This window comes from Arthrobacter sp. MPF02 (assembly GCF_046605375.1).
In the GTDB taxonomy this organism is placed as follows: Bacteria; Actinomycetota; Actinomycetes; order Actinomycetales; family Micrococcaceae; genus Arthrobacter.
On record NZ_CP176772.1, the window covers coordinates 3,746,854 to 3,763,092 of the forward strand.

Annotated in this window: 12 protein-coding genes; 4 read left to right on the plus strand and 8 right to left on the minus strand. The window is 61.3% G+C overall.

Annotated features, from left to right (window positions below):
- Nucleotides 1-61 precede the first annotated feature (61 nt).
- The 4 genes from murJ to trxA all read left to right on the plus strand — a co-directional run bounded on the left by murJ (nucleotide 62) and on the right by trxA (nucleotide 5,727).
- Complete coding sequence (murJ, locus tag ACLH0K_RS17790) at nucleotides 62-2,308, plus strand: murein biosynthesis integral membrane protein MurJ (protein ID WP_411374837.1); 2,247 nt, start codon at nucleotides 62-64, stop codon at nucleotides 2,306-2,308.
- A gap of 164 nt (nucleotides 2,309-2,472) precedes the next feature.
- Nucleotides 2,473-4,125, plus strand: a complete 1,653-nt coding sequence (locus ACLH0K_RS17795; protein WP_411374838.1) for an ABC transporter substrate-binding protein — start codon at nucleotides 2,473-2,475, stop codon at nucleotides 4,123-4,125.
- Between the two features lie 285 nt (nucleotides 4,126-4,410).
- Entirely contained in the window at nucleotides 4,411-5,367 is a 957-nt protein-coding gene (trxB, locus tag ACLH0K_RS17800; protein ID WP_411374839.1) for a thioredoxin-disulfide reductase, read from the plus strand.
- A 33-nt stretch (nucleotides 5,368-5,400) separates the two neighbouring features.
- Nucleotides 5,401-5,727 carry a thioredoxin gene (gene trxA / locus ACLH0K_RS17805; protein WP_411374840.1) on the plus strand — a complete coding sequence of 109 codons (327 nt, stop codon included), beginning with the start codon at nucleotides 5,401-5,403 and terminating at the stop codon, nucleotides 5,725-5,727.
- 4,345 nt (nucleotides 5,728-10,072) lie between these two features.
- Here trxA and ACLH0K_RS17810 read toward each other — a convergent pair.
- From ACLH0K_RS17810 to rpmH, 8 genes are all read right to left on the minus strand, one after another.
- Nucleotides 10,073-11,356, minus strand: coding sequence for a ParB/RepB/Spo0J family partition protein (locus tag ACLH0K_RS17810; protein WP_411374841.1), 1,284 nt, complete (start codon nucleotides 11,354-11,356; stop codon nucleotides 10,073-10,075).
- A gap of 63 nt (nucleotides 11,357-11,419) precedes the next feature.
- Nucleotides 11,420-12,487, minus strand: a complete 1,068-nt coding sequence (locus ACLH0K_RS17815) for a ParA family protein (protein ID WP_411374842.1) — start codon at nucleotides 12,485-12,487, stop codon at nucleotides 11,420-11,422.
- Nucleotides 12,488-12,576: 89 nt separating this feature from the next.
- Complete coding sequence (gene rsmG / locus ACLH0K_RS17820; RefSeq protein WP_411374843.1) at nucleotides 12,577-13,227, minus strand: 16S rRNA (guanine(527)-N(7))-methyltransferase RsmG; 651 nt, start codon at nucleotides 13,225-13,227, stop codon at nucleotides 12,577-12,579.
- Nucleotides 13,228-13,249: 22 nt separating this feature from the next.
- Complete coding sequence (locus ACLH0K_RS17825) at nucleotides 13,250-13,816, minus strand: protein jag (RefSeq protein WP_411374844.1); 567 nt, start codon at nucleotides 13,814-13,816, stop codon at nucleotides 13,250-13,252.
- A complete protein-coding gene (gene yidC / locus ACLH0K_RS17830; RefSeq protein WP_411374845.1) occupies nucleotides 13,816-14,784 on the minus strand; it encodes a membrane protein insertase YidC in 969 nt (322 codons plus the stop codon). Before yidC ends, ACLH0K_RS17825 begins: the two co-directional genes overlap by 1 nt.
- A gap of 15 nt (nucleotides 14,785-14,799) precedes the next feature.
- Nucleotides 14,800-15,192, minus strand: a complete 393-nt coding sequence (yidD, locus tag ACLH0K_RS17835; protein ID WP_411374846.1) for a membrane protein insertion efficiency factor YidD — start codon at nucleotides 15,190-15,192, stop codon at nucleotides 14,800-14,802.
- Nucleotides 15,185-15,595 (minus strand): ribonuclease P protein component, encoded by a 411-nt coding sequence (gene rnpA, locus ACLH0K_RS17840; protein WP_411374847.1) that lies wholly within the window; start codon nucleotides 15,593-15,595, stop codon nucleotides 15,185-15,187. The genes yidD and rnpA overlap by 8 nt, the downstream gene beginning before the upstream one ends.
- A gap of 40 nt (nucleotides 15,596-15,635) precedes the next feature.
- Entirely contained in the window at nucleotides 15,636-15,773 is a 138-nt protein-coding gene (rpmH, locus tag ACLH0K_RS17845) for a 50S ribosomal protein L34 (RefSeq protein WP_003800212.1), read from the minus strand.
- Between the last annotated feature and the right edge of the window lie 466 nt (nucleotides 15,774-16,239).

Below are 16,239 nucleotides of genomic sequence, written 5' to 3' on the forward strand. Positions count from 1 at the left end.
GGCCTGCACACAGCTTCCCGGGTTGCGGTGATAAGCCCCCGCGGGTGAGACGATGAACTCGATGTCAGCTACCAACTTCCCTTCCGACAACGCCGGCCGCCCTGGCGGCGCCCGCCCCAACGGCCTGCCCGCGGATGCGGACAGCCCAAGCCTGGCCGGCCCGGACGCAGGCAATCCGCAGGTGGCTCCGGCGGAGGCGGCACAGGCTGCCGGACCGGCAGAGTCAGTGCCGCCGGCAGCGTCGGGTGCGAGCGAAACCCGTTCCAGTGCCATCATGGCGGCGGGAACCCTTGTGTCGCGTTTCCTGGGCTTCGGGAAAACCTGGATGCTCGGCACAGCGCTGGGGCTCGGTTCCACAGTCAATGACACCTTCATCAACGCAAACAACCTGCCCAACCTGATCTTCCTCCTTGTGGCGGGCGGGGTATTCAACGCCGTGCTGGTGCCGCAGATCATCAAGGCCAGCAAAGCCCCGGACAGGGGAGCGGACTACATCAGCCGGCTGCTGACGCTGGCTGTCCTTCTCCTGCTGGGCCTTACGGCGCTGGTGACGCTTGCGGCCCCATTGGTCATCGACGCCACCACCCAGGGCTACTCGCCGCAACAGAAGGCCCTGGCAGTGACGTTTGCCTTCTGGTGCCTGCCGCAGATCTTCTTCTACGGCCTCTACGCCCTGCTCACGCAGGTCCTCAACGCCAACGGAGCCTTCGGGCCGGCAATGTGGGCGCCCATCCTCAACAACCTGGTGGCCATCGCCGGCCTGGGGATGTTCATCTGGATCTTCGGCAGCAACGAGTTCAACCCGCACACCCTGGACAACTGGGGCGATACGCAAACACTGTTTGTCGCAGGGTTCTCCACCATCGGCGTCGTCTCCCAGACTGCCATCCTGATGATTCCCGTCATGCGCCTGCGCCTGGGACTCCGTCCGCGGTTCGGCTGGCGGGGTGTGGGGCTCGGCCAGGCAGCCAGACTGAGCGTTTGGACGCTGCTGACCGCCGCCGTCGGGCAGCTCGCATTCCTGTACGTCATGCGCATCGCCACCATCCCCGGCGCCGAACGCCTGAGGCTGCAGGAGGCCGGCGATCCGGCCGCCGAGATGCTGCCCGGCAACGCGGTGCTTGAGGTGGCCAGCCAGCTGTACCTGCTGCCGCACTCCATCATCGCCCTTTCCCTGGCCACGGTCCTGTTCAACCGCATGACCAGGGCATCGCAGGACGGCAACCGGGCAGAGCTGCGGGATGCCCTGTCACACGGGCTGCGGACCATGGCGGTGGCCACGGTCTTCGGCGCACTGGCCCTGTTTGCGCTGGCCGGCCCCCTGGGGATGTTTTTCTCAGGCGGGCTCCGCAACGACGGCGTGATGCTGGCCCAGACCCTCACCATCCTGGCCCTCAGCACACCGTTCATGAGCGCGAACTTCATGATGTCCCGGGTGTTCTACGCCAACGAGGATGCCCGGACGCCGTTCTACATCCAGCTGCTGCTGGCCGTGGTCTACGTGGCGGGCGCCTTCGCCATCCAGTTCCTGCCGGTCAACCAGATCATCTACGCCATCGCGGTCCTCTATATGGTGGGCAATATCCTGTCCGTGGTCATCAGCGCCTGGTTCCTGCGCCGCCTCCTGGGCCACCTCGACGGGCCCCGGATCGCCAGCTCGTACATCCGCATGGGGTACGCCGCGCTCGGTTCCGCCATCGCCGGTGCGGGTGCCCTGTGGCTCATGGGCAGCTACAGCCCGGACGGCTTCGCCTGGCGTGACAGGGTAACCGCACTGGTAACGGTGATTGTGGTGGGTCCCGTCATGCTGGTGGCGTACTTCCTGCTGCTCAGGCTGTTCCGGGTATCCGAACTCCGCGACCTGCTTGGACCGCTGCTTGGCCGCCTGGGCCGCGGCGGCCCCGCTGCGCCTGCAGCGGCAGGGGGGACCCCGCCGTCGTCCGCTCTTGAAGGGACGCCTTCAGTGGAAGGCGCCGCGGCCGAGGCAAGTGCCCGCCGCCCCGAACGCGCCACCACCTCGGTGGACACCGGCCTCATCCCGCGGATCTCCGGAGAGTTTGATGCGGCGTCCTTCCGTGCCGGGCCCGAGCCGGAGCGGCCACACGGACGCCCAAATTATTACGACGGCGGTTCGTCCGCGGGCGGGGACGGAACGTCCGGTGGCGGCTACCTGCCCGGCGAGGACCAGCCGAGTACGGCAAGGGGAGGCCTGCTCCGCGAACAGATCCCGCTTCCAGGCCGCCGCACCTTCCAGGGGAAGGCCGGCGAGAACCCCTACTTCAAGCGCCGGAAGCCGCGGAAAAAGTGATTGGCTCGCCGTCTCCCAAGGCCGTTTTCAGCAGTGCGCCGGACGCAATCGGCTAGGATCAAAAAGGTACAGGGGGAGTTATCTTCACGGGCAAGCTGGGCAGCAGGTCCGTGAACGGGGCCGATTATCCAATGCCGTGGCCCCGGACAGTCTAGGAGGAGCACGTGTCCAACCCGATCGACGTCGGATCAGTACTGGGCGGCCGCTACAAGGTGACAGCCACCGTATTGGCCTCTCACGACCACGATCTGGTGCTGGATGGCGTGGACCAGGTCTTGAACCGGCCCGTCAGTATCCTGGTGGCCGGACCGCAGAATACCGAACAGGTTGCCCAGAGCGCCCGCGAGGTTGCCACCGGGGAACGGCCCGGCACCGTCCAGGTGCTGGACCTCGGTGTAAGTGATGCCGCCACGTACCTGATCACCAACCACACGTCCGCCGCCGACCTTCTGGACCTCGTAGTGGCGTCGAACCCGCCCTACGTGGAGCCTTTCTTCACGGACACCCTCGGCAGCGAAATCTTCGGCCAGCCCCGGTCCCACGAGCCCGAGCCGTACGACGAGGAAGACAACGTTGACGCCGGCTACATCAATTACGGCGACCCGCACCGGAGCCAGGTTGATCCTTACCGCACGGCTCCCGCTGTGCCGCCCAAGCCGCCTGCACGCCCGGCGGCAGCGCCCTTGGCCGGACGCACCGCTCCCGTTTCCCCCGCACGCTCCGGTGATGCCCCGGAGCGGAAGGGTGCCTCCGCTATCGGCAGGGCTGCTGTTGGCGGCGCTGCTGCTGTTGGCGGCGCTGCTGCTGTTGGCGGCGTGGCAGCCGCCGCCGGCGCTGCCGGCGCCGGTTCTGCCGCCTCCACCGCAAGGAACGCTGCCGGCAATGACCCGGAAGCAACTGCCGCGCATCCCGTACGGGACGTTTCCGCCGCTGCTTCTTCGGACGCTCCCGCCCCGGCGGCCGCCTCCGGAAAGCCCAAGGTATCCCTGTGGTCCGATGAGGACTACGCCCAGGCCGACCACCAGGCCCACTATGACGAGGAGCCCGCGGACGAGCAGCAGCCGGTCAACAAGAAATCGACGATGTTCGCCCGCGCCGCAGCGCCGGCAGCCGCTGGTGTCTCCTTTGCGGACCAGGGCGATTACGACGGCGACCGCGACGAACCCGGGCGGGAGCCCCGGTCGATGCGCTGGCTGGTTGGCGGCCTTCTCGCCGTCGTACTCATTGCTGGCCTCGTGTTCGCGGTAACGAACCTCGGCAGTTTCTTCGCCCAGCCGCAGGCGAACGATCCCGCACCGGCCACTAACAGCGCGCCGCAAGGTACCGCTGCAGCACCTACCCAGGCTCCGACCTCTGCCCCGCCAGTAGTGCCGCCGGCTATCGAAAGCGTCTCCCGGCAGGGGACCTTCGATTTCGCCGCAACTTTTGATGGCGACCTGGTTAAGGCGTATGACGGAAACGCCGCCAGCTACTGGTCTGACATGGAGTTCGCCACTGAAAACTGGGGTGGCCTGGCACCGCAGGGTGTCCCGCTCGTTGTGAAGCTGGAGAACCCCGCAACGGTATCGTCCATCACCCTTTCGCAGCTGGGTGGCTCCGGCGGCAATATCACCGTTTACACGAACGACCGCCCGTCACTGGACGGAGCAAAGGCTGTGGGAACCAACAGCTTCACGTCCACAGACCTCAACATGCCGCTGGCGGAGCCTGTCGAGGCGGAGTACGTCATCGTCTCCATCAATTCCCTTCCGCGGCTCGCAGCACCCAAAACCCGCTACGGTTACGGAATCCGCCTGGCCGAGATTAAGGTGCAGTAACGGCACAGCGCACCGCGTTGGCGGCCCTTCCCCGTTTGGGGGAGGGCCGCTGCCTTTTTTGTTACTTCCACTGCTGGCCCGGGAATCCGCTGCAAAGCGTCTCAGTCGGTTTGGAGTGTCTGCAGGAACGGTAATCTGGAATGAGCGTTTGACGGGGATGGCTTTTGCCATGCACCGGCGGTCTCCCGTGTCCGGCGCCGGAATATTCAGCATGCAGTTTCAGTTGTGCCATGTGGCCGGCCTCCACAAGGAGGCGCGTCAAGTAAGGAAGAGGTTCACCGTTCCGTGACCATCGCAGAAAACACCGCGTCCGAAGTACGTGATGTCATTATTGTCGGCTCCGGTCCGGCAGGTTACACGGCAGCCGTCTACACGGCACGTGCCAACCTTAAGCCGTTGCTAATCGCCGGTTCCGTTACTGCGGGCGGTGAACTGATGAACACCACCGACGTGGAGAATTACCCGGGCTTCCCCGAGGGCATAATGGGGCCGGATCTCATGGAGAACTTCGAAAAGCAGGCAGCGCGTTTTGGCACCGAAATCCAGTTCGAGGATGTCACTTCGCTGGATCTCGAGGGCCCGGTGAAGACCGTCACCATCGGGACGGGGGAGACCTTCCATGCACGGGCCGTCATCCTCTCCACTGGCTCAGCTTACCGGGAGCTCGGACTGCCGAACGAAAAGCGGCTTTCCGGACACGGCGTTAGCTGGTGTGCAACCTGTGACGGTTTCTTCTTCAAGGGCCAGGAGATTGCCGTTATCGGCGGCGGCGATTCAGCCATGGAAGAGGCCCTGTTCCTCACAAAGTTCGCAAGGTCCGTAACGGTTGTGCACCGCCGGGACTCCCTCAAGGCGTCCAAGATCATGGCTGACAGGGCACTCGCCCACGAGAAGATCGATTTCATGTGGAACACCACGGTGGAAGACGTTCTCGGTGGCAACAAAGTCACCGGCCTGAAGTTGAAGAATGTTCTCGACGGCACTGAAACTGACCTTGCAGTCACCGGCGTCTTCGTGGCTATCGGCAATGATCCCCGGACCGACCTCGTTAAGGATGTCCTTGCCCTGACGCCCGAAGGAACCATTGCCGTAGAAGGCCGTAGCTCCAGGACCAGCATTCCGGGTGTCTTCGCCGCCGGTGATGTCATCGACCCCACGTACCGGCAGGCTATTACTGCTTCCGGCTCAGGATGTGTGGCCGCCCTTGATGTGGAGCACTACCTGGCCGACCTTCCCGTCTAAGCCACTAGAATCACGATCAGAGGAGAAATAGGTATGAGCAACGCTAAAGACGTAACCGATGCAAGCTTCGGAACGGACGTGCTGTCCTCCGAAAAGCCGGTGATAGTAGACTTCTGGGCTGAATGGTGCGGTCCCTGCCGCAAGCTCGGGCCCATTCTCGACGAGATCTCCGTTGAATACAGCGAAAAGGTTGACGTCGTGAAGGTTAACGTGGACGACAATCCCTCCATTGCCGCAGAATACGGGATCACGTCCATTCCTGCCGTCTACCTTTTCCAGGGCGGCGAAGTGAAGAACACCGTTATCGGTGCTAAGCCGAAGCAGTTCTTTGAGAAGGAGTTCTCAGACGTTCTGTCCTAGGGCTAAGCCCGGGGCGCTCGGCGTTTCATCAGAAGTGGTCACCACCTTCGGGTGGTGACCACTTTTTTGGCACCAACCACCTTTGCGGGGGAGAAGTGTTTGCACGCGGGTGGGTTGTCGTAAGTTGCCGTATCCGACAGGCTGCGGCAGTGTGAGGCTTGTTTCACGTGAAACGCTACGCCCCCTGTCGTCGAGTACTTTGTAGCAGCGCGCCCAGCAACCCGAATTTGCCTGTGCACCTGACGTGAGGTCCGGTTGTGTATCTCGGCACTTGGCCTATCTCAGTAGCAGTAGCGGGGCGAGGCAAGGCGTCGATGGATGAAGCGTCAGAGAATGCTGCCCGCGGCGATTGCAATCGCTTGTCGGTTACAGTAAGAGGTGGGTGTTTCACGTGAAACGGAACAGAATCTTAAAGGCCGGGTTAATTGTCAACATTCGTCTGGGCAGCACGTGGCCGCACATCTGCATCGACAATGCTCGTGAATCGGTCTTTACACTAATTCTGACAAGCGGCTCCACCTAACTGAGAAGTAGTTGCCCAAACTTGGGATCAGTTGTCGCGAATGAGCCTAGCGCCCGCCATTCTTCAAAGGCAACCCGGATAGGCGGATGCGTACTAGCGGTGCACACCGGGTCCAACTTCCGCAATCAGCTATCGCGCTCCTAAGTCGCGGCTAGTACTCCTGATCCTGGGACCCGGCTGTAGGATTCGAAAAACGCCAGATTGCGCTCTACAGCCAGCAGGACCGGGCCACAACATCAGGACGCGCCATGCGCGCTACTACCAACAAGGCCGGCACTAAAAGCGTCCCTCGAACACTGGCCTGCATGTAGGCGCTGCATACGGTACGGGCCAACAAAGCCCGAAGTAGTTCCGATACTCGAAGCGCGCCGAATGAGGTTGGAGTAGCCCAACTAACAGCAACCGGCAACTTTTTGCAGCGGGGGCGGTCACTGGTCAATCAGCTGAAGACATGACGTAGCTCCACAAACACTCCCTAAGGCAGGGCGACTGCATTGATTAGTCCTACCAGCACCAGCCACCGGGCAGACCCTCAACAGCCACCAGCCCTGTGTCTCATACGTGAGTTCGCCGTAATGATGCCGGTGCTAACCACAGTTAGCCATTGCACCTGTGCACTGCGGTGGGCTACCACCAAGAAGCGCCAGTTCAGCACCGTTCACGCACTGCAGCTCATCGGCGGCTTATCCGTGCCGAGCAGCCGGACTTCGGTGGAGAGCCGGGCGGTAAGCTCACATTCACTCACCGCACCGGGCAGTTGAATTTCATGCGGCCGTTTCACGTGAAACCAGCCGCTGGGTTCCAGGCGCAGTCAGAATTCCAGACGAGCACAGGTATGACGCGCGCGGCGGCCTCCTGGCCCAAGCTTTACCAGAGCACTGCGCATCGGTAAGAAGCGGCCAGCCACACTCATTTCCAGTACCCCTGATGCGGGTAGACGATAACCGGGCACTGATGACAGCGCGACTTCCTGATCGAAGGCCCAGATGTGCAGGACTCGCCACCGCGGCTCGGCCATGGGTGGACTACAAAACGCGCTGGAGCCAATGTCTATCCGTACGTAGGCGGGCACCCCAGATATCAAGCATGTGAGCGGGGGCCGAAGCCGTTGGTGGCAGGTTGCACAATTATCGGCACTCCCCGCGGCCGGTCCGTGCAGGCTCCACCATGCGCCTCTGCCCTAGACTACAACTGGGCTTCAGCACTGGCTGGATGTTCAAGTCGGGATCACCTCCAACCCTCTGCCCGGTAAATTCTGGTTGCACGGGTGTCGACTGTCGGTGCTATGCCTGTCTGCAGAAACATGAGCGTCAGGGGATAGCGGTCTGCCTCAGTGGACAACACCCGCAGCCTGGAGATGCAGCGACACACGTCAAGGCACCAAGGACAAGGCAAACACTACTTACACAGCCCCTCAGTGCGCGGAAGACTGACAACAAGAGCATGAAGGATCACGCGGAAACCAGCCCGTCAACTCTGCCTGCATGAGGTCCGCGCGTCCAGGTCCGTGCTCTGGGGAGCGCAGGCACTTGTCCCCTCACAAATCGGCAATAGGCGACCAGCGCTGGGAAAGGCCTCCGCACCCAATGCGTAGATGGCGGGACGACCTTGCGGGGGTACTATCCACACGATATCCACAAGCGACAACCTGCGGTATGCACAGGGTTATCCACAGTGGCCTCATGGTGGGCGGTACATCCAGCTGGTCGAGAGCGCAGCGTACCCAGCGACGAACGTGGGACGGTTGCGGCCGTTATCCTGGGACTCGACCGTTCAGGTCGGCATGCCCGATGTCTAGGCGCTGATCATATCGCCTGATAAAGCCCTGAATACGACCGTTTTGGACTTATCGAAGCGCACGTAAGCGCGGAGTCCCGTCGCCGAAGCCTGTGCAGACGCACGTTTCACGTGAAACGCCGTCGCTACGCCTGCTGGCGGCGGCAGGGCAACGGCCTAGAGGAACTTATCATCTGCACATAGGAATAGGCAGCGAGGTGCACGGCTGGCTCGGACAACCCGTTTATCCCCATCGTTATCCACAACATTATCCACGGGGCAATGCACAGCTACTCACGCCTGAATTCCGTACGCACAGCGGACAGCTGTCTCGGATAGGGGCATAGGCAAACCTTCCTTCTCGAGTACCAGTACGGTCGGATCGCTCATGGGCGAATGGAGCCAGGGGGCAGCAAAAAGGACCGATAAGACATGGACAAATCACGGGTAGTACAAAAACATAGTAGGGCTCTAGACGCTGCACCCCACGATGTCCTGCGAGCTACATAGGCAGGCGGTTTCAGCCACAGGGGATGCCCGGAAAGTCTTCGGGCAACTGCGGCGACTGATGCCATCCGACTCCCAGTCACCTGGCCGATTGCCCAATGTCCACCCGCACCCTACAAGTACGCTTCGAAACTCGCGCCTCACGCCGGCGTCCATATCCAGCGTCAGTGTTCGGCGACAACCGGCTGTGCCAATACTAGGTCCAGTAGTATGGCTTCATCAGCATGGAAATCGACTCCCGTCCGCGCCCCACAAGAACCACCGCTTTGCATAAAGCATGTGCGGAATTGGCGAAGCTTTGCGCGCCCGCCCGTCTACTCTAACCATCAACCTCAAAAACGCCGGTCAGAAGCCATCACCGATCCAGACGTTTACTTCCAGCCGCGTACCTCCGGTATGCAACCTGTGATTTTATGAGTAGCAGCGACGCCTAGGCGGCGCGGCGCGTTCACCACTGAGTGTGATTGGCGATGGCACAGGATTGGCGCTCAGCGCCATGCGCGGACGCGCAACTGCTGCGTTTCACGTGAAACAACGACCCAGCCCTGCACAGTCGATCGTTATACAAAGGATCCACGGTCGCGACCCACACGCGCATACAATGCTAATTGGAACTTTGGCCAACAAGTCATCCACCGTACTGATCAGTCTCCGCCGTCTGCATGGCATTCTGCCTATCATCATCGCGCATGGGGATCCCGGACCGATCCGCGTTGTTTCACGTGAAACCGTTCGGCTCATACCGGAAGCTGAGCTTCGGCAGATCGTCACAACCTTGCTGGACCCCAAAGCCGGCCTACATACCCCATGGCGTAACCGCTATTGGAGAACGCTGTCAGTCTTATGCATGCGGTGTGCGTTCGTGCAGGGGATCCGTAAGGCTCGGCACTCCTGCAGTATTGCCACGCAGCGCAAGTTTACACCGACTATGCCATCACATCACGTGTCCAGACAGAAGATATCGCATGTTTGTACACATCACCGACACCGCACGTCCAGGTCCCACTACTCAGCTTTTATCCCAAGCCCCACAGTCCACCACGAGCGCTGGGTCGCTCGACTGACAAGAAGCCCCGTTGAAGGCCGAAGTCCCTGCGACAGACTGGAGGACTATCGTCAGCGGAGCGTCCACGGCGCGCGCGTTTCACGTGAAACGCCGTGGCGACGTTAGTAGGGCGTGGAACCACTGGCGCTTCCTAACCAGTGAAGGCCGGGCCCTTCACTGGACTCTGACGCTGGATGCTGATAAGTCCGCGCTCGATCAGGCGCTGCAGAACAGGCGGCCAGCGCGAGTCGGAGCACTCTTGCGCGTGAGTTTGATGTAGGACAGCTCGGAAAACCAGGACAACACTTGACCTATAGCTGCATCGCAAACCAACTAGCCATACGGGCCGATCACCGACTTGCCATTAGCTTCTCTGAATTCCGCCTACCAGGGCGATTCCAAGTTGCTGACGTATCAGCTCGGTCCAACACCCTGCGTCCGTAGACGAAAAAGGCCCGATCCATAAAGAACCGGGCCTTCTTACAAACGAATAACTAACTGGTGGACCCTGGGGCCAGGACATCCATAATACGGTTCAAGTCCTCTACGCTGGCGAACTCGATGCTGACTTTGCCCTTTCGGACGCCAAGTGAGATCTTTACGTTCGTATCCAGACGGTCCGACAATGAGGACGCCAGGTAATCGAGCCGCTCATGCCGGGCACCTGGCCGGGGAATGTTGTTCTTGGCAGGTTTGGCCGGGTCCTGGTAAAGGGCTACTGCTTCTTCGGTTGAACGCACCGACATGCCCTCCGCCACGATCTTCTGTGCGAGCCGTTCCATGGCGGCAGGATCGGGCAAGGACAGCAGAGCACGGGCATGACCGGCGGACAGCACCCCGGCAGCCACACGTCGCTGTACCAGCGGCGGAAGCTTCAGCAGGCGCAGCGTGTTTGAGACCTGCGGGCGGGATCGGCCAATGCGGTCCGCAAGCTGCTCATGCGTGGTGCCAAAGTCCTCCAGCAGCTGCTGGTACGCCGCTGCCTCTTCCAGGGGGTTGAGCTGACTCCGGTGCAGGTTTTCCAACAATGCGTCGCGGAGGAGATCGTCGTCGGTGGTGTCCCGGATTATGGCCGGGATTGTTTCGAGCCCTGCAGCCTGTACAGCACGCCAACGCCGCTCGCCCATGACAAGCTCGTAGGGCTCACTACCGGCTTCGGTTGAGTTACGTACAACAATGGGCTGGAGAACGCCAATTTCCCGAACGGAGTGAACAAGCTCCGCCATGTCGTCTTCATCGAAGACGGTACGCGGCTGCTTGCGGTTGGGATGAATGTCAGCAACCGCAATTTCAGCAAAGCGCGCTCCAGGCACTTCTACCAGTTCCACTCCGGTGTCGGTTCCGGCAAACGCCTCGACAAGCTCCGTTCCCATTGCCACATCCCGGGCCTGGTTAGGTGAAGGATCCGGCGCAGCGGTTACCCGTTCCTCGACGGACTCCTCTGGGTTTGCACTCTTGGAGGCCGGGCGTGAGGCAGCACGTGTGCTCTTCGCGGCGGCAGTAGATTCAGTGCTTTCGGAACGTTCCGAAGCGGGTTCTTTCGTTCCAGCACGCTTGCCGGCTGACCCGGGCGTCCGAGGCGCGATCAGCTTTTCGGCGACAGACTCCGCCGAGCCGGGTGCCTTGCCGTTTGTATCATCGGCCTTCTTGCGGCCCTCAGGAAAGAAGAGATCGACAGGCCGGGACGCAGCAGCGGCATTCGCCTGCCCGTTCGTTGCGGCGGAACTTGGAATCAGCGCGCCAAGACCGCGGCCTAGGCCCCGTCGCTTCTCGCTCATGGATAAATCCCTCCAGTGGTAGAACCAGGCACTTCCGGCGCCGGTCGTTGCAGTTTGAAGATTCTAGCGTTCTGCTATTTCGGCAGCGGCTTCCAGATAGGACAAAGCTCCACTGGAGGATGGGTCATAGGTCATAACAGTCTGCTGGTAGCTTGGTGCCTCGGAGATGCGGACCGAGCGCGGGACGACAGCAGACAATACCTGCTCGGGAAAGTGGGTTCGGACCTCGGCAGCCACCTGCGCAGCAAGATTGGTGCGGCCGTCGTACATCGTCAACAGGATCGTGGAAACGACCAGTTCATCATTGAGGTGCTTCTGAATCATCTCGATGTTCTTCAGCAGCTGGCTGAGGCCTTCGAGAGCGTAGTACTCACACTGGATGGGAATGAGTACCTCGTTCGCTGCACAGAAGGCATTAACTGTCAGCAGGCCCAGGCTCGGCGGGCAGTCGATGAAGATATAGTCGAGCCGCTCCTCGCCGTTCTTTTCGCGTGTCTTGGCGTACACGTCGATTGCCCGACGGAGCCGTTGCTCCCGGGCGACCAGGGAAACGAGCTCAATTTCGGCCCCTGCAAGGTGAATGGTGGCGGGCGCGCAAATAAGCTTATCGATATCGGGGCACTGGGCCACTACATCTGCCAGTGCAACATCGTTGATGAGGACGTCGTAGATGCTGTCCACGTCGGCGTGGTGCTCAATGCCCAAGGCGGTGGAAGCATTGCCCTGCGGGTCGATGTCGATGACCAGGACGTTGAGGCCGGCTGCAGCCAGGGCTGCAGCGATGTTCACGGTGGTGGTGGTCTTTCCCACTCCACCCTTCTGGTTGGAGACGGTGAAGATGCGGGTTTTCTCCGGCCGGGGCAACTTGCGTCCCATGAGGCGCTCACGGCGCTTGGTTTCATGGGCCAGCTCCCGGGCGATGGGGCTTGAGTCGTCTATCGCATCAATAATGTTCGGTCGCCCTGCAGGGGTTGTTTCACGTGAAACCAACGCAGAGTTAGCGGCGCCTGCAACCGAACGCGGGTGATTTCCACCCCTGCCGGGGGCCATGCCCGGACCAGCGACAGAACGTGCTGACCCCAATGACACGAACGGCGGTATCCGTTGTGCGGAGGCTTCACTACTGGTCACTGGGGCACACTCACTCTCGTTCAGCCAATTTTGCTGCCGTTGACTAGCCTAACTGCTGGACCCGGCAGACATCGGCTGCCGGGCCACGACTAGGACTTCTTTTGGGACTTGTTGATGACGATGCGGACTACCGTTGTGGGCTCCTCAAGGAGGCCATCACCCACAGTGAGTACAGAAGTTTCCACACCACCGAGTTTGCGGATCGCCTTGGCGGCCTTTTCGATCTCCTCAGCCGCACTGCGGCCCTTGATCGCCACCACCTCGCCGTGCCCTGCCAGCAGCGGAATAGTCAGCCCGGCCAGGTTGCTGAGTGCGGATACCGCGCGGGCGGTAACCACATCGGCATTTACCTGTCCCACCGCTGCCTCGGCGCGGCTCCGCATTACCGTAACGTTATCCAGCCCCAGATCGTCCACGACCTCCTGGAGCCAGATCACCCTGCGCTCCAAGGGCTCAATGAGGGTGAGTTCAAGATCCGGGCGTGCTATCGCAAGGCAAAGACCGGGCAGGCCCGCACCGCTGCCGACGTCGGCAACATGGCTGCCCTGCGGAATCTCGCTTTCGATGACGGCACAGTTGAGGACATGCCTGCTCCACAGCCGGGGAATCTCGCGCGGGCCAATCAGGCCCCGTTCCGTTCCCGACGTGGCGAGGTGTTCAACGTACCGCTTGGCCAGGTCCAGCCTGCCACCAAAAATCTTTTCAGCCGCCCGGAGTTCAGCTGCCGTGATGTCAACCATTATTAGCGGGGCCAGCAATTCTCTAGTCGGCGGATACGACAATATGGCGCCCATTGCCTTCGCCTTCGGACTCACTGACGAGCCCCAGGTCGGCAACGGCGTCATGGACAATCTTCCGCTCGTAGGCGCTCATCGGCTCCAGCGCAACGGGCTTCCCGGTTTCCTTCACGGCCGCCGCGGCGTCCTCTGCAATCTTCTGCAGGTGGCCGGTACGCTCCTGCCGGTACCCGTTGATGTCCAGCACCAGCCGTGAACGGTTCTCCGTGGCGGATAACACGGCGAGCCGCGTCAGCTCCTGCAGGGCCTCGAGGACTTCACCGTCCTCGCCAACCAGGCTCTCCAGCCCTTCGACTTCCTCGTCAGCTACGATCGAGATGTAGGTGCGGCCGTTGCGTACTTCGATGTCAAAGTCACCGTCGATGTCGGCGATATCGAGTAGTTCCTCCAGGTAGTCGGCAGCGATATCGCCTTCTTCTTCAAGCCGGCTCACAGCTGACACCCGCGGAGTGGAAGTCTCTTCGTTCGCGGACTCGTCCTGGCTGTCCATCATGTCCTCGGAAAGTGCGCGTTCGGTGCTCTCGGCTGACATTACTTCTTCTTCCTGTTCTTGCGCTGTGGCTGGACACGCTGGCCCTTGGGTTCGGCGGGGACGGTTGCCGCAGCCTCATCAGCTTCCTTTCTGCCGCTCAGGATCGGCAGGGCGGGAAGGCCCTTGGCGGCGCGGCGTTCGGCGAGGGCCTTTGCAGCAGGGGATCCCGGCGTCGGCATGCGGCGGATAACGAAAAACTGCTGGCCCATTGTCCAAAGGTTGGTGGTGGTCCAGTAGATCAGGACGCCGATGGGGAAGTTGATGCCACCCACACCGAACACGATGGGGAGGATGTAAAGCATCATCTTCTGCTGCCGCATGAACGGGCTGGCCATGGCCTCTTCGGACATGTTCTTGGCCATAATCTGCTTCTGCGTGATGAATTGCGAGGCAGTCATGGCAAGAATCATCAGGATCGACAGCACTGCGACCATCACCTGGTTTTCGCCGCCACCGCCGTGCAGCAGCGTGGCGTTCAGCGGTGCCCCGAAGATGGTGGAATCGTCGAACTGGACAACCTGGTCATGGCTCATCGCACCGATGCCCTCGCCCTTGTCACGGGCCCCCGAGATGCCTGAAAGCACCGTGAACAGCGCGAAGAAGAACGGCATCTGGATCAGCATGGGCAGGCAGGCGGAGAACGGGTTGGTGCCGTGCTTCTTGTACATGGCCATCTGTTCCTGGGCCATGGCCTGGCGGGACAGCTGGTCAGTCTTGCCCTTGTACTTGTCCTGCAGCTTCTTGAGGTCCGGCTGCAGGAGCTGCATGCCGCGCTGTGCCTTGATCTGCTTGACGAACACGGGAATAAGGGCAGCGCGGATCACAAGCACCAGCCCGATGATGGACAGCGTCCAGGTCCAGCCCGATGCCTCGGGCATACCGATGGCGGTCAGGCCCTCATGGAAGCCCACCATGATGATGGACACAAGCCATTTGAACGGAAACATGATTGTTTCAAAGAAGTCCATACTTATCCCTATTCGTCAGGCCGCGCTGCGGCCTTCTCCATTAGTCCGAGCAGCCAGGTACTTGTCCGGGTTGTTCAGCACAACAATCGTGGGGGTCTGGCTCTCCGGCCATTCCCGGTTTCCGGCGGGGACGTGGTCCACACCGCCGGCGTTCCATGGATGGCAGCGGCCGAGTCGCCGGACCGCGAGCCAGCTGCCCTTGACGGCGCCATGGACAGTGACCGCCTCAAGGGCATAGGCCGAGCATGAAGGGAAAAATCGGCAGACCTGCCCATACAGGGGCGATACCACCTTGCGGTAAGCCTTCAGCAACAGGATGAGGACGTTCCGGGGCAGGTTCCACAGGAACATTCCGACGGCGGCGGCAACAGGACTGAGACGGGCGACGACGGCGGTGGCGTTACGCACGCGGTGTCCCCTCCTGTGTTGTACCGGCCGAACGGTTCGCGGCTGCCTTTGGCAGGCGGCCGGCCAGCCGGGCGAGCGTCGATTCCAGTGCAGCGTTGTAGTCATTCAGCAACTGGTCCCAGCTGGCTGAAGCGGACGCGGGAAGCGCCCGGACCACTATGGCGAAACCGGTGCCGTGTTCACGCAGCGATGCAGCACCTGCTTCCCTCAGTCTCCGCTTAACGAGGTTCCTGACCACAGCGTTCCCTACACTCTTGGAAACGATGAACCCGATCCGGCTGGGTTCGTCGGCAGCTATAGCTGTCGCATATAACACTACGTTCCGGCGCCCATTGCGGACACCGGAACGTACGGTTGTTGAAAAATCGGCTGCAGTCCTCAAGCGGTTGCGGGCGGCCAGCACCTTAAACTCGCAATGGGATGTCTACCGACAAATCAGGTATTTAAGCCGACAGCTCGGTGCGGCCCTTGCCACGGCGGGCAGCCAGGATGGCGCGGCCGGCACGGGTGCGCATACGAAGGCGGAAGCCGTGCTTCTTGGCCCGACGGCGGTTATTCGGCTGAAAAGTCCGCTTGCTCACGTTAGTTACTCCAGTGGATCAAAGGTGCGCCCACCCGATCAGTATGGGGAAGAACTGGCCGACGCTAAGTTTTGTATGTGCACGCTTTCCCGGCTGCCCTGACGCGGAGCGCCTGGGAGGGTCGGATGGGACCAAAAAGCGGACACAAAGGACTTCACAACGTTAGGCAATTTCAGCCCCTGAGTCAAACCGGAGGCGCCCCCGCCTGCTATCCCCAGTTGTTCCTAACCTGCCCCTGCAGCCTGTGGATGAACTGGCTCACAGGGCCGGTTTAAAAACCACAACGGTGTAATTATCCACAAGCCGGAGGCCAGCTATCTTCTAGGCTTTTCATCCCCTAGAGTGGCTCAGTAGCCGATTATCCACGGGGTGTGAATAACCCTGTGGATTATGCTGGGCCAGCACCCTGGTTCCGGACTGGGGCTGCAAGCGTTGCAGGCACAGCGAGTTTTGAGGGAACCCATTG